Raw genomic sequence first — 18,131 nt, forward strand, 5'->3', positions numbered from 1 at the left:
GCATGTCTTCGACGCGCGGGCCCGCCTCCCAACGCGGTTTCACCCTCCTCGAAATGCTGGTGGTGCTGCTGATCGTGGGCCTGCTCGTCGCGGTGATCACCCTCGCGCCCACCCGCAACCGCCGCAACGATCTCGGCGACGAGGGCGCGCGCCTCGCGATGCTGTTTGAAACGGCGGTCGACGAGGCGCAGTTCCGTTCCGCGCCGCTCGCGTGGCAGCCGTCGCCGGGCGGCTACCGCTTTCTCGAACGCCAGCCCGACGGCAGCTGGAAAACGCTTTCGGGCGGCGAATTCGACGCCTACCGCTGGCGTGCGCCGGTGACCTCGGTGACGCTGCGCTACACCGGCGGCGACGTCGCGCAGCGCATGGTGTTCGGCGCGGAGAGCCTCGACGCGCCGATGACCGTCACGCTGCGCTCGGGCGATGCGTCGATCCGGGTGGTCGGCAACGGCGACGGCAGCTACGGCATCGCCCGCCAGTAAAAGTAAGCGCGCCGGAATCCCGCGCACAAAACACCGCCGCCGGAACATGGCCGCAAAGATTCGGTTTGTGTATATTTTTATTGGAAAAAGACAATTCGGATTCAAGGTGTTACGCAACATTTGTCACGAAGCGCATGGTTAACCATTCGCGCGCCGGGATTTTTATTTTTTAAAGTATTAATGGGTTGTGCAACTGCAAGGCCGTCGATAGAATCAATCGCCTGATTGAACAGGCAATCGACAATTATCTCGGGGTCTGACGCGCGGCCGGCTTGCCGGTCACATAATGAAACGGAACGCGCGCGCCGGTCCTCCCGACAGGGGCCTTCCGTGCAGCGATTTCTCTGGCAGCAGACCACTTCCATGGCGACGCGCGATTTCAGCCGAAATCCGTCGAAGGCTTTGCGCGATGCGGTTCAGCATCCGGTGCTGGTGACGCGCTATGGCCAGCCGATCGCGTGTCTCGTGCCGATCGATTACTGGAAATCGATCGTCGACATGTTGCGCAGCGCCGACCTGAGCGAACGGCTCGAACGCTGCGACGAACCCTGACATCCCGCGCCCGACCGCGCGCCATCCTCACTCCATCACGCGCCGCACGCGCAGCACGGTGGTCCACGCATTGTCGCCGAGGCCATACCGTCCGATCAGCGTCTCGAAGCGCAGGTCCACGCCGCTCGCGCGGATCCGGCTGTGCACGATGAAGTAGCCGCTGTTGACGGTCAGCATCGCGCCATCCGGTAGCGAACCGCCCGCGCGCATCGGCCACAGGATCAGCGACACTTCCGCGGTGCTCACGTAGTACGCGGTCGCGCGCCGCTCGACCAGGCGATGCGCCTGGAGTTCCGAGAGCGTGGGCAGGGCCGCCATCAACACCGGCTGCGACGCGGTGTTCGCATTCACGTAGGCGAGATCCGGCAGCAAGGTGACATAAGGCGCGAGCGTGCGGATCGTGGCTGCGTCATAGCCGGGCACGTAGGCGAGATCGCGCAGCGAGGTCCACTGCATGGGCCGATCCTCGGCCGCGCCGCCGATCTTCATCGCGCGCAGCAGGTAGTCGGCGGTCGGCTGCGCGAGCGCGGGATCGATGCCGAGCGCGCTCAGCAGGCGGCGATACGCGAGCACGCCGTTCGGGCTCGCCTGGAACGGCGCGGAGGGCCCGCCGCGCGTCACCAGGTTCAGCAGGTTGAAGCGCGCCTGCGCGTCCTCGACGCGGCTCGTCAGCGTCGCATCGGCCAGGCGGCTGTTCAGCGCGAGCGCGTCGCGCGGCAGGAAGCTCGCGAGCGGCCGCGCCTCCACGGGAATCGACCACACCTGCCCGTCGTAGATGATCGTGGCTTTGGCCGCCTGCGCACGCACCTGCGCGCGCGCCGCGCTGACCACGGCGCGCTGCACCCACAGCGCCTCGGAAGCAAGCCGCTGGTTCTCGACGTCGCGCACGGCGAGCCGCTCGCGCCACACGACGCTCGCCGCGAGCGTCGCGGCCAATGCCACCACCAACAACACCGTGACGATCGCGATCCCGCGCTCGCGCGCGCGAACCGTCCCGGCGCGCATCGCACCGCGCATGGCCGCTCCATCGATGGAAAACGCGCGCGCCGCGCGCAACTGGGCATGAATGATAGCGACGCGCGCGGCCCGCGCGCGTGACGGAAAGTACGTACATCGGCTCGATCGTCTCGCGCGCCGAAACGCTCGTTTCGTTATACGTACAAAAGGTAATTGTCGCGACTTCTCCGCTTTGTATCGTCCACGACTTGAAAAATCCAATAGCGTCGCCGGCAGATCAGCGGGCTCGTCGACGGATCACGAAGGAGTGGCGGGATGACGCCCAGGTTTGACGGGGAAGCGGACGGCCGGCGGCTCGGATGGCTGCGGGCCGCGGTGGCGGGGGGGATCATGGCGGCGACGGCGGCATACGGGCAGACGGACGGCGGCGCGAATGCGGGCGCGGCGTCCACGCACGGCGCGGCTCCCGCGCAGGGCGCGCCGGCCGCGTTCGACATCAACGAGTTCGTCGTGCGCGGCAACAGTGTGCTGCCGAGCGTGGACATCGAGCGCGCCGTCTATCCGTTCGAAGGGCCGGGCCGCTCGCTGACCGACGTTTACGCCGCGCGCGACGCCTTGCAGAAGATCTACCAGGACAAGGGCTATCAGTCGGTCGTCGTCGAGGTGCCGACGCAGCAGGTGAAGGAAGGCGTGATCGTGCTGCAGGTCACCGAGGCGCGGATCGGCCGCCTGCGCGTCGAGGGCGCGCACTACGCGTCGCCGCAGCTGATCCGCGACGCGGTGCCCGCGCTCGCCGAGGGCGGCGTGCCCGACTTCACGCAGGCGCAGCAGCAGTTGACCGACCTGAACCGGACGGCGGACCGCCAGGTGATTCCGGTGCTGAAGCCGGGCGCGCTGCCGCAGACGGTCGACGTGAACCTGAAGGTCGACGATCACAGCCCGTGGCACGGCGCACTCGAACTGAACAACGCCGCGAGCCCGAACACATCGACGCTGCGCACCAGCGCGACGCTCAGCTACGCGAATCTGTGGCAGCTGGGCCACGTGGTGTCTGGCACCTACGTGATCGCGCCGCAGCATCCGAACAACGCGCGCGTGTACTCGTTCTCGTACCTCGCGCCGCTGCGGGATTCGCACTGGAGCTTCCTCGCGACGGTGATCCACTCGGACAGCGACGTCACCTCGTACGGCGCGGGCAGCGCGGCGGTCGGCGGCACCACGGTGCTCGGCAAGGGCACCACCTACGGCCTGACCGCGATCTATGCGCTGCCGACCAGCGAAACCTATGCGCATACCGTCAGCATCGAGATCGACCGCAAGCGCTACGACGAGAACGTGCGGATCGGCGATCAGGTCTCGCAGGCGCCGCTGACCTACGTGCCCGTGACGTTCTCGTACAACGGCCAGCTCGTGCGCAAGTCGTCGCAGACCAGCTTCTCGGTCGCGATGACGGCCGGGGTACGCGGCATCGGCAGCAACTGGGACGCCTTCGACGCGAAGCGCTACAACGCCACGCCGAACTTCATCTACGGCAAGTTCGACGTCAATCACACGCAGGACTTCGGCAACGGCATGCAGGCGAACGCGCGCGCGAGCGCGCAGTTCGCCAACGGGCCGCTCGTGTCGAGCGAGCAGTTCGCGGCGGGCGGCATCAACAGCGTGCGCGGCTACCAGTCCGCGGAGGCCACGGCCGACAGCGGTGTGCTCGGCTCGATCGAATTGCGCACGCCGTCGCTCGCGCCCTACGTCGGCGGCTTCATGAACGACTGGCGCTTCCACGCGTTCGTCGACGCCGCGCATCTGTGGCTCGCGAGCCCGCTGCCGCAGCAGACCTCGACGTTCAACCTGCTCAGCGTCGGCGTGGGCGCGCGGCTGCGCCTTTTCAAATATGCGAGCGCGGATTTCGAGGCGGGCTGGCCGTTGCGGGCGGGGGTCTACACGAAGGCCTACAGCCCGCGCTTCGATTTCTATGTGCGGATGAGTTTCTGAGTGTTCTTAATCGGCGCCGCGTCGCGCGCGACGCGGCATTGGCTGAATCGGGGGATCGGATGTTGAAGCGAGCGTGGTTGATGATGATCGCGGTGCTGCTGGGCTATCTGCCCGGCGCCGCGCAGGCGTGGTGGCAGGACGACTGGTCGTATCGCAAGGCGATCACGATCGACACCACGCCCAAGGGGGCGAACCTGACCGAGTCGGCCGGCCGCGTGCCGCTGCTGATCCGCCTGCATTCGGGCAATTTCCAGTTCGACGGGCTGCAGGACAACGGCGCGGATATCCGCTTCGTCGCGGCCGACGACAAGACGCCGCTGCACTATCACGTCGAGCAGTACGACGCGGTGCTCGGCGTCGCGCTGATCTGGGTCGACGTGCCGCAGCTGCCGGCCGGCGCGGCGCAGAACATCTGGATGTACTACGGCAACAAGAAGGCGCCCGACGGCGGCAAGCCTGCCGACACGTTCGACCCGGACTACACGCTCGTCTACCACTTCGGCGGGGCGACGGGCGCGCCGCCGAAGGACCAGACGGCCTACGGCAACCACGCGCAGAACGCCCCGGCCCGGATCTCGGAAGACGGCATCGTCGGCCATGCCGCGCAGTTCGACGGCGGCGCCGCGCCGCTCGCGCTGCCCGCATCGCCGTCCCTCGCGGTCGCGGCGGGCGGGGCCTGGAGCTTCAGCGCCTGGCTGAAGCCCGCCGCGCTGGCGCCGCGCACGCTGGTCTACAGCCGCCGCGCCGGCGCGAACGCGCTGCTGATCGGGCTCGACAACGGCGTGCCGTTCGTCGAGGTCGACGGCGGCGCCGGTCCGCAGCGCGCGCAGGCCACGGCCCCGGTCGCGGCCGGCCAGTGGAGCCTCGTTACCGTGACGGCGGACGGCAAGGCCGTCACGCTCTACGTCGGCGGCAAGGTCGCGGCGCAGGTGCCGGCCGCGCTGCCCGCGCTCGACGCGCCGGCCCTGGTGGGCGGCGACGCGCCGAACGCGAACGGCGGCTATGCCGCCTACAGCGGCCAGATCGACGAACTGCGCCTGTCGAAGGTCGCGCGCCCGGCGGCGTCGGTCGCGGTCGAGGCGCTGTCCGAGGGCGCGGAGTCGAAGCTCGTCGCGTACGGCGCGGACGAGAAGCAGTCGGGCTTCGGTTTCGGCTACTTCGGCGTGATCGTGCATTCGGTGACGGTCGACGCCTGGGTCGTGATCGCCGTGCTGCTCGTGATGGCCTTCATCTCGTGGGTCGTGATGTGGACCAAGGCGCACTACGTCGGCCAGGTCGACAAGGCCAACCACTTCTTCGTCGAGCGTTTCCGCGCGGTGGCCGGCCGCCATCTGGTCGGGCTCGCGCACACCGACGAGAAAAGTACCGAGGGGCGGCGGCTCGCGCAGTCCCCGCTGTATCGGCTGTATCGCGCCGGGGTCGCGGAAATCCACAGCCGCGTCGACGCCAACGGCCGCACGCTGATCACGGCGGAATCGATCGAGGCGATCCGCGCCTCGATGGACGCGACCCTCGTGCGCGAGAACCAGCGCCTGTCGAAATCGATGGTGCTGCTGACGATCGCGATCTCGGGCGGCCCGTTCCTCGGGCTCCTGGGCACGGTGGTCGGCGTGATGATCACGTTCGCGGCGATCGCCGCGGCGGGCGACGTCAACGTCAACGCGATCGCGCCCGGCATCGCGGCGGCGCTGCTCGCGACCGTCGCCGGCCTGTTCGTCGCGATCCCGGCGCTGTTCGGCTACAACTACCTGCTGGTCCGCAACAAGAACGTGACCGCGAACATGCAGGTATTCGTCGACGAATTCGTCACGCGCCTCGCCGAAGCGCACAGCAATCCCGATCACTCGCTGGCGGCGAACTGAGGAGCGTGCGATGCAGGTCCAGGACGACGATAAGCCCTACGACGACATCAACATCACGCCGATGCTGGACCTGGCGTACGTGCTGCTCGTCATCTTCATCATCATGACCACCGCGTCGGTGCAGGGGATCAAGGTCGATCTGCCGAAGGCCAGCTCGGCCGCGAGCCTCGCGAAGCCGAAGACCAAGGCGATCACCGTGTCCGACGCGGGGCAGATCTACCTCGACACCTATCCGGTCACGCTGGCCGAGCTGGAGGACCGGCTGCGCCAGCAGAAGGCGCAGGAGCCGGATTTCCCGATCGTGCTCAAGGGCGATTCGACCGTCGCGTACCAGAAGGTGATGGACGTGCTCGACCTGCTGCGCCGCCTCGAGCTGACGCAGGTCGGCCTCGTCACCGGCAAGGGCAAGGCAGGCTAGGCGGCGGACCCTCATGGACATGACCTACAACGGCGGTGAACCGCCCAAGGGCGCGCGCCGGTTCGTGAAGCCGGCGGCGATCGCGCTCGCCGCGCTCGGCTTCGCCGCGCTCGTCTGGCAGCTTGCCGGCGACAAGGCCGGCGTGAAGCGCGCGGAGGCGCCCAAGGTGACGACGGTGATTCCGTTGCCGCCGCCGCCCCCGCCGCCGCCGCCGAAGGAACGCCCGCCCGAGAAGCCGCGGGAAGAACCGAAGACGTCCGTGCCGCAGCCGTCGCCCGCGCCGAAGCCGAGCGAGGCGCCGAAGCCGGCCGACAACCTGCCGAAGCAGATGACGATGAACGCGCCCGCGCAGGCGGGCACCGACGGCTTCGGCATCGCGGCGGGCGACGGCGGCGGGATGGCCGGCAGCGGCGGCGGCACCGGCAGCTTCGGCAACGCGACCTATGCGAAGTACCTCGGCTACCAGGTCGAGCAGCTGCTGTCGCGCGACAAGCGCGTGCAGGACAGTGGCGGCTCGCGTTTCAACGGCGCGGTGCGCCTGACGCTCGACGCGTCGGGGCGGATCGTGCGCGCGACGATCGAGCGTTCGTCGGGCACGGCCCAGCTCGACGACGCGATCGCCGATGCGCTGCGCGGCCTCGGCAAGTTCGACGAGGCGCCGCCGCCTGGGGGGACGCCGGGCAACCGCGAATTCCGAATCGAGCTGAACGGCAGGCGGACCTGACGGCGCGCCGCGCAGTCCTGCCTACCTATATCGACATCAAGTGGAGAAGAGCATGCAGAACCAGACGGCCGGGGGCCGCCGCAAGCAAGTTCAGGCCGCCCGACGGCCCTGCCGCACGCGTATCGGCTGGGCGGCGCTCGCCGCGCTCGGCATGGCGTGGGGCGCGGGCGTCCATGCGCAGTCGCTCGAAACGCAGGCGGCGTCCGGTTCCGCCGGCCCGACGCAGAGCACGGTGATCAACCTGATCAACCTGCTCGTGAAGCGTGGCGTGCTGACCCAGCAGAACGCGACCGACCTGATCCGCGAGGCGCAGCAGGAAGCGGCGCAGGCGCGCGCGGCGGCGGCGGGCCGGCCGGCCGCCGCCGGGGCGGGCGCGGCGGTGGCGGGCGGCGCGCTCGCGCAGGCGGGCGAGGTGCGCGTGCCCTACGTGCCGCAGGTGGTGCGCGAGCAGATCCGCGACGAGGTGAAGCAGGAAGTGATCGCGCAGGCGAAGTCGGAGAACTGGGCGCAGCCGAACACGTTCCCGGACTGGGTATCGCGCATCACGCTCGACGGCGACATGCGCGTGCGCGACGAATACCGGCTGTTCTCGAGCCACAACGCGACGGGCCTGACCAATTTCGCGGGCATCAATTCCGGCAGCCCGTACGACGTCAATTCGAACACGAGCCACGCGCTGCCGCCGACGCTCAACAATTCGGAGAACCGCAACAACCTGCTGCGCCTGCGCGCGCGCTTCGGCATCACGGCGGTGCTGTCCGACGAATTCAGCACGGGCATCCAGCTCGCGACCGGCAACGACAACGGCCCGGTGTCGACCACCGCGACCGCGGGCGGCGGCTTCGCGAAGAAGAACATCTGGCTGAACAAGGCGTACATCAAGTACCAGCCGACGCCGTGGTTCAACCTGTCGGCGGGCCGCTTCGACAATCCGTTCTTCTCGTCGGACCTGCTGTATTCGAGCGACCTCGAGTTCGACGGGATCGCGGCGAATTTCCGCCGCGCGCTGCCGGGCCGGCCCGACGTGACGGTGTTCGGCACGCTGGGCGCGTTTCCGATCCAGTACACGGCCGACAACTTCCCGTCGAACAGCATCGACAAGAGCGGCACCGACATGAAGTGGATGTTCGGCGCGCAGTTCGGCGCGGAATGGAAGATCGACACGCAGAACCGCCTGAAGGGCGCGATCGCCTACTACGACTTCCGCAACATGAAGGGCACGCTGTCGCAGCCGTGCTCGCTGTACCTGGGCCAGACGAGCTGCAGCACCGACAACGAAGCGCCGGCCTTCATGCAGAAGGGCAACTCGCTGATCGCGCTGCGCAACATCGTCCAGGACCCGACCAAGGCGCCGGGCATGACGCCGATGCCGCAGCTGTTCGGCCTCGCCTTCGACTACCGTCTGCTCGACATCAAGCTGCAGTGGGATACGAAGATCGCGGACCGCGTGAAGCTGCGTCTCGACGGCGAGTACGTGCGCAACCTCGCCTACAACGAGAACCAGGCGTTCTCCGCCGCGTCGCTGCCCGTCAACAACTACAACTCCAATTCGCCGACGCCGACGCGGGGCGACTTCCAGAGCGGCCCGAACGGCTTCCTCGCACGCGCGACGCTGGGCGAGCCGGAGCCGCGCAGGAAGGGCGACTGGAATTTCTCGGTCGGCTACAAGTACCTGCAACCCGATGCGGTGCTCGACGCGTTCACCGATCCGGATTTCCATCTCGGCGGCACCAACGCGAAGGGCTACATCCTGAGCGCCTCGTATGCGGTCGCGCGCGACACGTGGCTGTCGGCGCGCTACCTGAGCGCGCGTGAAATCTACGGCCCGCCGATGTCGATCGACGTGCTGCAGATCGAACTCAATGCTCGCTTCTGAGGCCGCCATGAAAACGCGTGACTGGATCGTGATCGCGGTGCTGGGCGGCTGCGCCGGGCTGGCGCAGGCGCAGAGCCTCGAAGAGAAGCTGCGCACCCAGCTGCGCGCGACGACGCAGCAATTGCGCGAGCTGCAGGACCGGCAGGGCGCGGACCGCGCGCAGCTCGAACAGCAGCGCGACCGCGCGCAGGCCGACCTCAAGGAGGCGCAGGCCGAACTGGCGAAGCTCAAGGGCCAGGGGCGCGGCGACGCGGCGGCGGCGCGCGAGCTGGCCGCCGCGCGCAGCGCGCGGGTGCAGGACGAGAAGCAGCTCGCCCAGCTGCGCGGCGAACGCGATGCGTTGCGCGCGCAACAAGCCGCGCGCGAGGCGGGCGACGCGCACGCGCAGGGCGAACTGCAGGCGAAAGGGGCGCAGCTCGCGCGCTGCGAGGCGAAGAACGCGGCGCTGTACGCGGTGGGGCAGGAGATCCTGGGCGCCTACGAGCAGGTCGGGCTGGGCACTTTCCTGCGCTCGCGCGAACCGTTCGCGCAGGGCGCGCGCGTGAAGTACGACGAGATCGCGCAGCGCTACGGCGACCGCCTCTACGACGGCAAGTACGACCCGCGCGCCGCCGTTCCCGCATCGGGCGCGACGCCTTGAGCCGCGCCGGCCATCATTTTTCCGAGGACCACGACATGACAGATCATCAAACCGCCGCCCTGATCGACAGCCTCACGGCCGACGGCCTCGCGGACGTCTTCAAGGACGCGGGCTATCGCGTGACGCTCGCGGAGCAGAACGGCGTCGTGCAGCTGCTGAGCGCGAGCCAGGGCATCGGTTTCGCGGTGTCGTTCGGCAATCCGGCCGTGACGCCGGACGACCGGCAGGCGGCCTATATCGACTGGACCTTCAGCTGCGCGCTGCAGGTGCAGGGCGAATTGCCGGCGGAACTGGTGCCGGGCTGGAACCGCACGCGGCGTTTCGCGCGGCTGTCGCAGCAGGGGCCGTTCGTCGTGCTCGAACACGACGTGATGGTCGCGGGCGGCGTGAGCCCGCGTTACCTGCGCGCGTCGATCGAACTGTGGGATCGCCTGCTGCAGGAGTTCCTGCTGCATCTGCGCAATCGCCCGGCGCTGGCCGAGGCGGAGGCCGCCGCGGGCGCGGCGGCCGCCGGTCCCGCGCTCGCCGCGTCATGAACTGGCGCGGCCGGGCGGCGCTGCTGGGCGCGACGCTGTGCGCGCTCGTCACGGGCGGCGCGCGCGCGCAATCCGCGCCGGTGCGGGCCGGCGATGCGCCCCCCGCCTGGGTCGCGTACGCGCAGCAGGTGTCGGCGCGGCTGCATGCGGCGCTCGACGAGGACAACGCCGACGCGCAGCGCTTCTATGCGTTTTTCGAGCAACGCGCGGCCGGACAGCCGCGCATCGAGCTGCCGATCTCGACCTGGCTCGATGCGCATGGCCGGGTGACGCGCGTCGAATGGCCGCCGCTCGACGACCCGCAGGCGGAGGCGGCGCTGCGCGCGCTGCTGTTGCGTCAGGCGATGGCCTCGCCGCCGCCGCGCGGCATGCGCCAGCCGATCGTCGTGCGTTTCGGCTTCGCGGCGCAGTAGCGGCGGCGTCGTGACGCCCCCGCTCATTCATCAGCGAAACAGATAGGGAGTGAACCGATCGTGAAGACTTGGAAGGCGATGACGGGCGGGCTCGTGCTCGCCACGCTCGCCGCGCTGGGCCCGGCCCGCGCGGCGCAGGACGAGGTGGTCGCCCGCGCGGGCGACGTCAGGCTGACGCGCGCGGACGTGGCCGCGCTCGTCGCGGCGCTGGGCCCGGACGCGCAGGCGCGGCTCGCGGCGGAGCCGGCGCTGCTGACGCGCCTCGTGCGCGCGCGGCTCGCCGAGCAGGTGCTGGTGAACGAGGCGAAATCGAGGGACTGGGATCGCCAGGACCGGGTGCGCGCGCTGGTCGAGGCTGCGCAGCGCGAGGCGGTGTTCCGCAGCTATCTGGCATCGGTCAGCGCGCCGCCCGCCGACTATCCGTCGGACGCCGAGCTGCAGGCCGCGTACGACGGCAATCGCGCGCTGTTCGCGACGCCGCGCGCGCTGCATGTCGCGCAGATCTATCTGGCCGTGCCGGCCGACGCCGACGCGGCGACGCTCGCGAAGGCGCGCAAGCAGGCGGCCGAGCTGCTGCGCCGGGCGCGTGCGCCGGGGACGGAGTTCGGCGCGCTCGCGCGTGCGTCGTCGCAGGACACGGCGAGCGCGGCGCAGGGCGGCGATCTCGGCTTCACCGACGAGAACCGGCTGGTGCCGGCGATCCGTCAGGCGCTGGCCGCGCTGAAGCCCGGCGAGATCAGCGAGCCGGTGCGCACCGACACGGGCCTGCATCTCGTCAAGCTGATCGAGGTGCGGCCGGCCGGCGCGCGTCCGTTGGCCGAGGTGCGCGAGCAACTGCGCGCGTCGCTGCGCGCCGCGCGGGAACAGCAGAACGCGCAGGCCTATCTCGCGAAACAGGTCGCGCCGGGCGCGGCGACGCTCGACGAGCAGGCGCTCGAGCAGCTGGCCGGCGCCGCCCAATGACCGGTCACGACAAGACGCTGCATCCGCTCGATGAACGCTACGTCGAGACCTATGCGTTCCGCGCGCCGGTCGCGGGGGCGGCCGACGGCGCCGCGTCGGGCGCCGCTGCGTCGGGCGCCGCGCGCTGGTGTCCGCTGTGCGGCGGAGAGCTGGTGCCGACGCATCGCCAGCGCCACGGCCGCCGCTACTTCCGGCACCAGGACGCCCGCGACGACGCGCGTTGTCCGCTGACCACGCCGCACTACGAACTCGCGGGGCTCGCGGTCGCGCAGCGCGGCGGGCCGGCGGCGGACTTCGGCCACCGCCCGCGTTTCCTGGCGGGCTGGCAGGCGCATTACCGGCGGATGCAGATGCTGGCGCCCTCGCTGACGCTCGAACGTTTCGCGATCCTGATCCAGTGCGCGGACGTGCTGAACCTGTGGTCCTACCGGGGCCTCGACGAACGCGACCTGCCGCATCTGCTATTGGTGCTGGCGGGCTTCATCCGGGTGCCGCAGGCAGACGGCGGCGCGTACTGGCTCCGCTTCTGGTTCGATGCGCGCGTCAAGGACGCCGGCGATCTCTGGACACCGGCCGGGCAGGCCGCGCAGCTGTTCCGGGTGCACTACCGCGAGCCGGCCGATATGCTGTTTCCGTCGGCGGAAGCGATCAACAGCTGGGAGTCGATCCTGCGGCAGACGCGTGTGGTGGCGACGAGCCTGCCGCCCGTCGGGCCGGTGGAGTCGCGTACCTTCGCGCGCCTGCTCGACCGCTATGAGCGCGAGCGGCAGCGGCGTCAGCAGGAGCGGGCGTGATGGGCCGGCGCGCGGCCGCCGTCGCGGCGATGGTGGGCGCGGCCTGGGCGGGCTGGGCGCGGGCGCAGTCGCCCGCGCCCGCGGCGCAACCTGCCGGCGGCGCATCGCGGCCGGTCTGCGTGCAGGCCGAAGTGAACGGCGTGCGCGCGCTGTCGTACAGCTGCCTGTCGGAGCAGCTCGCGCCGAGCGTGACGCCCGACGCGCCCGGGTCGAGCGTGAGCGCGGCCGAGGCGGGCGCGACGCAGCCGTCGAACCGGCTCGGCACCTTCAATCTGTCGGGCGAGCAGAACCGCTTCGGCGGCAACTGGGGGCGTTCGGTGCAGCCGCAACGTCCGCCGCCGCTTTCGCCACCGCCGCCGCCGCGCTAGGCGACAGGGAGCACGCGCGATGAGAACCGGGAGGATCGTGGGCACGCTTGCCCGGCGGGGCGCGCTGATCGGCGTCGCGTGTGCGGCATGGGGCATCGGCGCGCCGGCTGCCGCGCCGGCGGCCGCCACGCTCTCCGCCGCCGACGCGCCGCTCGCGGCCGTCGTTCCCGCCGGCGCGCCGAGCTTCGCGCCGCTCGTCAAGCGCTATGGCGCGGCGGTGGTCAACATCAGCGTGACCCGCGAGGTCGCGCAGGTCGGGACGTGGCTGCCGCCCGGCGTGCCGCCCGATCATCCGCTCGCGGCGCTGCTCGGGCGGCGCGTGATCGGCGACCGCGAGGAACAGAGCCTCGGCTCGGGCTGCATCGTCAGCGCGGACGGCTACATCGTCACCAGCCGCCACGTGGTCGGCGAGGCGCGCATGGTCGACGTGAAGCTGCCCGACAAGCGCGAATTCAAGGGGCGCGTGATCGGCAGCGATGCGCTGTCCGACATCGCGGTGGTCAAGGTCGAGGCGGACGACCTGCCGGCGATCATGCCCGGCGATCCGGCGCGCGTGCAGGTGGGCGACTGGGTGGTGGCGATCGGCTCGCCCTACGGTTTCGCGAACACGGTGACGGCCGGCATCGTCGGCGCGAAGGGGCGCACGCTGCCGGGCGACACCTATGTGCCGTTCCTCCAGACCGACGTGCCGATCAATCCCGGCAATTCGGGCGGCCCGCTGTTCGACCTGAACGGGCGCGTGATCGGCATCAACGCGATGATCTATTCGAAGACGGGCGGCTACCAGGGCATCTCGTTCGCTGTGCCGATCGATGTCGCGCTGAACGTGAAGGACCAGCTGCTCGCGAACGGCTACGTGCGGCGCGGCCGGCTGGGCGTCGGGTTGCAGGACATGAGCCAGCCGCTCGCGCAGTCGTTCGGGCTCGCGCGTCCGGACGGCGCGCTCGTGACGATGACCGAGCCCGACGGGCCCGGTGCGCGGGCCGGCCTGCGCGCGGGCGATGTGGTGCAGGCGCTCGACGGCGCGGGCGTGGCCGACACGACCGACCTGCTCGCGCGGATCGCGCGGCTCGCGCCGGGCGCGCGTGCCGACCTGATGGTCTGGCGCGGCGGCCGGGCGCTGCCCGTGAGCGTGCGGGTGGGCGGCCTGCAAAGCCCGGGCGGCGCGCCGGATGCGGCGCCCGCGCCGGAGCCGTTGGGGGTGACGGTGCGGCCGCTCACGCCGCAGGAACTGCAGCGCGCGCAGCTCGACCGGGGGTTGCTGGTGCAGCGCGTGAGCGCGCGCGCCGCGCGCCTCGGGCTCAAGCCCGGCGATATCGTGCTGTCGGTCAACGAGACCGCGGTGGCGAGCGTCGAGCAGTTCGCATGGCAGGTCGGCGCGGCGCGCACCGGGGTCGCGCTGCTCGTGCAGCGGGGCAATGCGCGCTTCTACGTGCCGCTGAACGCGGATGCGTGAGCGGGGGCGGCGCTAGTCGTACACCGGTTCTTCCGGCGTGGCGTCGAAGACGGCCTGGGCGGCCCACAGCGCATTGATCGCGGTCGGAAAGCCCGCGTAGACGGCAAGCTGCAACAGCGCCTCGACGATCTCCGTGCGCGAGACGCCGACCCGCAGCGCGGCCTCGAGGTGGATCTTGAGCTGAGGCTCGCAGTGGCCGAGCGTGGCGAGCGCGACGATGATGGTCAGCTCGCGCTGCTGGAGCGTCAGGCCGGGCCGTTGATGGATCTCGCCGTAGGCGAATTCGACGATGTAGCGCTCGATGTCGGGGCAAATCCGGTTCAGGCTGTCGAGCACGCGTTCGCCGGGACGTCCGGTGACCGCCGAGAAATGCTCGCTGCCGAGAAAGTCGCTCAGATGGCTCATGGGAGGCGCCGGTCGGGTGGTGGATGCGGTGCGTGGCTGCATTGGATACGGTATGAAACGGATCGCGGGAGCGCAAGGCGAAGATTCGGGCGCGGGCAGCGGCGCGCGGGAGCCCGCGCGGGCCCTGCCAGAACAGGTAGGGTTTGCTGGCACGACCGATGCAGGGGCGGCCCGGCGGGCCGCGCGACGACCTATGCCTCGCGATTCCGGGCGGCGCGCTCGGCTGTCTCGCCCGGCGTATGCCCGAACGCGGCTTTGAACGCGCGGAAAAAGTGCTTGCCGTCGGGAAAGCCGTACCGCGAGGCGAGCGATTCGATCGATTCGCGCGGCCGCGCGGGATTCGACAGGATCTGATGGATCAGTTCGAGCCGCTGGCGCTGGATCTGCCGCATCACGCCGCCGTCCTGCTCGAACAGCTGATAGAGGCGCGAGCGCGAGACGCCGACCGCCTTGCAGATCTGCGCGGGCGTCAGGTCCGGCGAGGCGAGATGCAGCTCGATATGGCGGCGCACGCGCCTGACGATGGCGCTCGCGAGCACGGGATCCGCCTGTTCCAGCACGTCGGGGCGGGGCGCCACGCTTGCGCCGGCGAGCAGGGTGGTCGCCTGGGCGATCCGGGGCAGGTCGTCGGGCGTGAGTTGCGGCAGGGCGCGGGCGAGCGCGAGCAGGTGCTCGGCGAACAGCTGCGCGACGCCGTGCGTCAGCGATTGCCCGTGCAGATGGTGCGCGGCGGCGGGCAGCAGCGCGCGGGGAATCGCGAGCCAGATCACCTCGCCCGTCACCACCTGCGATTGAAAGGGTTCGGTCGAATCGATGACGAACAGCTCGTGCGGACGCTTCATGTCCTCGCCGGCCGGGCCGCGCAGCGTGAGCGAACCGGAGCGTCGCAGCGTGAATTGATAGACGTCGAGGCTGTCGAGGTTGATGCGCGCCTGCGAGCGGTTCGCCGCGATCACCGCGGGCCGCGACGGGTGCAGCCAGGTATGCCGGCCGAACGTCAGCGGCCCCAGCACCGCTTCCTCGCAGGCCCAGTCGAACGGCACGCCTGCGTCGTCCTCGAGCGTGTAGGCGCAGCCGCCGTCCGCGCGCCAGGCATCGAAGCGGGCCGGAGCCGGCACGTCGAGCGTGGTCCAGCGGAAGATGTCGAGATGCGCCGAGTCGTTCATGATGCGTTCCCCGATCCGCCCGGGAAGGCGGCGAAGCAGCCGGTCGCATGGTGACGGTGTTGCGGGAACAGCGGGCGAGCGGCGCCGGACGTTGCGCGCGGTGCGGCGCAATGGAAGTCCATTGTAAGCGTAACGGGCGGCGCGTTGGCGCGGACGCCAAGGGGCCGCCGCGGGGGGGGGGGCGCGACGGAGGCCGGCGCGCTATGCCTCGGCCTGCGCGTCCGGCCGGGTATCGATGCGCGCCTGCGTGTCGGCGTCGACGAGCGCGCGCAGCGCCTCGAACAAGGGCGCGGCGCTCGTGTACCGACGCCCGTAGGCGAGGTTGAACGCGTAGTCGAAATCGTCGGGATTCTTGCCCTGCGCGTGCTGCAGGATCGTTTCCAGCTTGTCGAACGCCTTGACCGCGCGCGCTTCGGGGCTGGCCGCGCGCTCGTAGTCATCCCAGAGCGCGAGGAGACGCGCGCGCATGCCGTCGTCGAGCGCGCGGCTCAGATGCAGCAGGTCCTGCCGCTCGCGCGCGCTTTTGTCCGGATGCGCATGCTGCTCCGTCGCGGGGATGTCGCCGTGGATCGCCTCGCCCAGATCGTGCACGACGCACATGCCGAGCATCCGCAGCGGATCGACGCCGTCGAGCGCGTCGCTGAACACGAGCGCCATCAGGCACAGACGCCAGCTGTGCTCGGCCGTGCTTTCGGGGCGGCCGGACGAGGTGTGGCCGCTGCGGAGTACGTCCTTGAGTCGTTCCGCCTCGCGCAGGAAGGCGAGGCGTCCCTTGAGGGTGTCGAGGTCCATGCAGGAGTCCAAAGGTGGTGGCGCGCCGGGCCGGACTTCAATCCTAGGGAATGCCGCGCGCGGCGTCCACGCATGAAATATGCGCGGCCGGCCGCAGCGTCTCGACGAGGCGGGCCGAGGTGCCGTCGGCGAGCGTCATGCGGGTCCAGCGGCAACGGCCCGCATGGATCGGCACGATCGCCGAGCCGTTCACGCCCGTCGCGAATTCCAGCGCCGGCGGCGCGAGGCTGTCGCGCCATCCCAGCGTATCGAGCGCGGCTTCCTGGCCCATGATCTCGGGCGTGGCGTAGCGCCACAGCGAGCGGCCGAGCAGATCGGCGAGCGGCGCGCCGAACTCGGCCGCGCGCGTGGGCGAACACGCGAGCAGGCGATGCGTGAGATCGCAGACGAGGTGGACCGGGCGCGGGCTCTCCCGGACGAGGCGCGCGAGCGCGTGATCGGCGGGGGCGTCGAGCCGGGCGGACAACACGTGTTCGACGCGCGCGCGCTCGGCGGGCTCCATGTCGTGAAGGCCGCTTTCCCAGCGCGAGATGGTCGATTGCGCGACGCCGAACAGCGCGGCCGCGTGCGCCTGCTTGATCCGATGCAGCCGACGCCAGCGCTTGAAGGCGGCGCCGATCGGAACGGGGTGGAGGCGGGTGTCGTGCATGGCGGGCGCCGGGGAGGGGCGGAGCGAACAGTTTACCCGCCGCGCCCTGCCGCAGCGAGTGCCGCCCTGTCGCGGCGCGTCGGATGCGTTCGCCTCTTGGCGCGCCCGACGCGCTGCCTGCGGCAACCGGGCGTGCGTCAGCCGCGCACCATCTTGATCACGCGCGACACCTGCCCGATCGTGAAGCCGCTGTGACGGATATAGGGTGCGCAGTCGAGCGGCGCGGTCAGGGATTCGCCGACCGCGAATTCGCCGACATAGCGGAACAGGTCGACTTCGAGCTTGATGAAGACCGGGATCGCGCCGCCTTGCCGCGCGAGGGTTCTGCCGGCCGCGCGCGCCGCGGCCGCGCCGTCGCAGATGATCACGTCGGGCGCCTGCGGATTCAGCGCGGGGCTCAGGCAGGCGGCGACCACCTTGCCGTTCCTGGTCGGCAGGAATGCCTGCTTGCTGCCGCCGCACGCGCGATGGATGGCTTCGCGGGAGTAGTTCTTGTTCATTTCAAACATGATGGACCTCGTTGTGATGACACGTTGCAGCTTTGATGACGATGCAAAAATAGGTATGCCTAAATATTCGAGCGGAATCGGGAAACGGAAAAACCCCGTCGACTTCCCTCAGCGCCGTTCGTCCAATGCGCCCAAGGCCTGGAGCACGGCGCGCCCTTCCTGCGTGATCGCGAACTGGACGTCGTCGCCGGCCGCATGGCTCAGCTCGACGAGCCCGGCTTCCAGCAGCGCGATCACGTCGGGGTTGTCGATGCGCGAGTCGATCGGCGCGTGGCGCAGCAGCACGAGCGCCGCCATTTCATGCGCGCTCAGATACCGCGCGCCGTCCGGCGCGCGATGGAGTTCGATCGTTTTCATCACCACACTTCCTTTCCAGAAGAGGTCGCGCGACGGCCTCGCGGACATGCGTCGGCGACGCGCGACGTGCCGAGCGTGAACGAATCGCCGCTCGGGTCGGGTCGAAACAAGGTGCACGGAGGGTTTGCAGCGGGCACCGTCTGCCTGCGGGCAGGACGGCGATCAAGAACAGCGGCGCGCGGAGGTCCTGCCGATCAGGCGGAGAGAGGGGCTGACGGTCGAC

General features: G+C 70.2%; 21 protein-coding genes. 14 read left to right on the forward strand and 7 right to left on the reverse strand.

Annotated features, from left to right (window positions below; translation table 11 throughout):
* Nucleotides 1-2 precede the first annotated feature (2 nt).
* Together AC1RQF_RS02520 and AC1RQF_RS02525 are read left to right on the forward strand one after the other, a co-directional pair.
* Nucleotides 3-482: a prepilin-type N-terminal cleavage/methylation domain-containing protein gene (locus AC1RQF_RS02520; protein ID WP_492871241.1), complete on the forward strand. Its 480-nt coding sequence runs from the start codon at nt 3-5 to the stop codon at nt 480-482.
* A gap of 330 nt (nt 483-812) precedes the next feature.
* Nucleotides 813-1,034 (forward strand): type II toxin-antitoxin system prevent-host-death family antitoxin, encoded by a 222-nt coding sequence (locus tag AC1RQF_RS02525; protein ID WP_273997488.1) that lies wholly within the window; start codon nt 813-815, stop codon nt 1,032-1,034.
* A 27-nt stretch (nt 1,035-1,061) separates the two neighbouring features.
* Here the strand turns inward: AC1RQF_RS02525 and gspK are convergent, their stop codons facing one another.
* Nucleotides 1,062-2,051: a type II secretion system minor pseudopilin GspK gene (gene gspK / locus AC1RQF_RS02530; protein ID WP_273997489.1), complete on the reverse strand. Its 990-nt coding sequence runs from the start codon at nt 2,049-2,051 to the stop codon at nt 1,062-1,064.
* 255 nt (nt 2,052-2,306) lie between these two features.
* On the opposite strand from gspK, the gene AC1RQF_RS02535 reads away from it, so the two are divergent.
* The 12 genes from AC1RQF_RS02535 to AC1RQF_RS02590 all read left to right on the forward strand — a co-directional run bounded on the left by AC1RQF_RS02535 (nt 2,307) and on the right by AC1RQF_RS02590 (nt 14,030).
* Entirely contained in the window at nt 2,307-3,980 is a 1,674-nt protein-coding gene (locus AC1RQF_RS02535; protein ID WP_492871242.1) for a ShlB/FhaC/HecB family hemolysin secretion/activation protein, read from the forward strand.
* 59 nt (nt 3,981-4,039) lie between these two features.
* Nucleotides 4,040-5,842 (forward strand): DUF2341 domain-containing protein, encoded by a 1,803-nt coding sequence (locus tag AC1RQF_RS02540; protein WP_492871243.1) that lies wholly within the window; start codon nt 4,040-4,042, stop codon nt 5,840-5,842.
* 10 nt (nt 5,843-5,852) lie between these two features.
* Complete coding sequence (locus tag AC1RQF_RS02545) at nt 5,853-6,260, forward strand: ExbD/TolR family protein (protein ID WP_492871244.1); 408 nt, start codon at nt 5,853-5,855, stop codon at nt 6,258-6,260.
* Between the two features lie 13 nt (nt 6,261-6,273).
* Nucleotides 6,274-6,984, forward strand: coding sequence for an energy transducer TonB family protein (locus AC1RQF_RS02550; RefSeq protein WP_492871246.1), 711 nt, complete (start codon nt 6,274-6,276; stop codon nt 6,982-6,984).
* A gap of 151 nt (nt 6,985-7,135) precedes the next feature.
* Entirely contained in the window at nt 7,136-8,860 is a 1,725-nt protein-coding gene (locus AC1RQF_RS02555; RefSeq protein ID WP_492871265.1) for a putative porin, read from the forward strand.
* A gap of 7 nt (nt 8,861-8,867) precedes the next feature.
* Entirely contained in the window at nt 8,868-9,500 is a 633-nt protein-coding gene (locus AC1RQF_RS02560; RefSeq protein WP_273997497.1) for a hypothetical protein, read from the forward strand.
* A 35-nt stretch (nt 9,501-9,535) separates the two neighbouring features.
* Nucleotides 9,536-10,036, forward strand: a complete 501-nt coding sequence (locus AC1RQF_RS02565; RefSeq protein WP_492871247.1) for a YbjN domain-containing protein — start codon at nt 9,536-9,538, stop codon at nt 10,034-10,036.
* A complete protein-coding gene (locus tag AC1RQF_RS02570) occupies nt 10,033-10,449 on the forward strand; it encodes a hypothetical protein (protein ID WP_273997499.1) in 417 nt (138 codons plus the stop codon). The genes AC1RQF_RS02565 and AC1RQF_RS02570 overlap by 4 nt, the downstream gene beginning before the upstream one ends.
* A 60-nt stretch (nt 10,450-10,509) precedes the next feature.
* A complete protein-coding gene (locus AC1RQF_RS02575; protein ID WP_492871249.1) occupies nt 10,510-11,412 on the forward strand; it encodes a peptidylprolyl isomerase in 903 nt (300 codons plus the stop codon).
* A complete protein-coding gene (locus AC1RQF_RS02580; protein ID WP_492871250.1) occupies nt 11,409-12,206 on the forward strand; it encodes a hypothetical protein in 798 nt (265 codons plus the stop codon). The genes AC1RQF_RS02575 and AC1RQF_RS02580 overlap by 4 nt, the downstream gene beginning before the upstream one ends.
* Nucleotides 12,206-12,574 (forward strand): hypothetical protein, encoded by a 369-nt coding sequence (locus tag AC1RQF_RS02585; protein ID WP_273997502.1) that lies wholly within the window; start codon nt 12,206-12,208, stop codon nt 12,572-12,574. Before AC1RQF_RS02580 ends, AC1RQF_RS02585 begins: the two co-directional genes overlap by 1 nt.
* Nucleotides 12,575-12,593: 19 nt before the next feature.
* The gene (locus AC1RQF_RS02590) at nt 12,594-14,030 is read left to right on the forward strand and encodes a Do family serine endopeptidase (protein ID WP_492871251.1); all 1,437 of its coding nucleotides are present in this window, start codon (nt 12,594-12,596) and stop codon (nt 14,028-14,030) included.
* 12 nt (nt 14,031-14,042) lie between these two features.
* Here AC1RQF_RS02590 and AC1RQF_RS02595 read toward each other — a convergent pair whose 3' ends face one another.
* From AC1RQF_RS02595 to AC1RQF_RS02620, 6 genes are all read right to left on the reverse strand, one after another.
* Entirely contained in the window at nt 14,043-14,435 is a 393-nt protein-coding gene (locus AC1RQF_RS02595) for a carboxymuconolactone decarboxylase family protein (RefSeq protein WP_273997504.1), read from the reverse strand.
* A gap of 191 nt (nt 14,436-14,626) precedes the next feature.
* On the reverse strand, nt 14,627-15,601 hold the full coding sequence (locus AC1RQF_RS02600) for a helix-turn-helix domain-containing protein (RefSeq protein ID WP_273997505.1): 975 nt from the start codon (nt 15,599-15,601) through the stop codon (nt 14,627-14,629).
* Between the two features lie 201 nt (nt 15,602-15,802).
* Nucleotides 15,803-16,393 carry an HD domain-containing protein gene (locus tag AC1RQF_RS02605; protein ID WP_273997506.1) on the reverse strand — a complete coding sequence of 197 codons (591 nt, stop codon included), beginning with the start codon at nt 16,391-16,393 and terminating at the stop codon, nt 15,803-15,805.
* Between the two features lie 43 nt (nt 16,394-16,436).
* Nucleotides 16,437-17,042, reverse strand: a complete 606-nt coding sequence (locus AC1RQF_RS02610; protein ID WP_273997507.1) for a helix-turn-helix domain-containing protein — start codon at nt 17,040-17,042, stop codon at nt 16,437-16,439.
* A gap of 137 nt (nt 17,043-17,179) precedes the next feature.
* Complete coding sequence (locus tag AC1RQF_RS02615; RefSeq protein WP_492871253.1) at nt 17,180-17,551, reverse strand: hypothetical protein; 372 nt, start codon at nt 17,549-17,551, stop codon at nt 17,180-17,182.
* Between the two features lie 108 nt (nt 17,552-17,659).
* On the reverse strand, nt 17,660-17,908 hold the full coding sequence (locus tag AC1RQF_RS02620) for a hypothetical protein (protein ID WP_273997509.1): 249 nt from the start codon (nt 17,906-17,908) through the stop codon (nt 17,660-17,662).
* Nucleotides 17,909-18,131 lie beyond the last annotated feature (223 nt).

Source organism: Burkholderia sp. GW821-FHT14F03 (assembly GCF_058803765.1).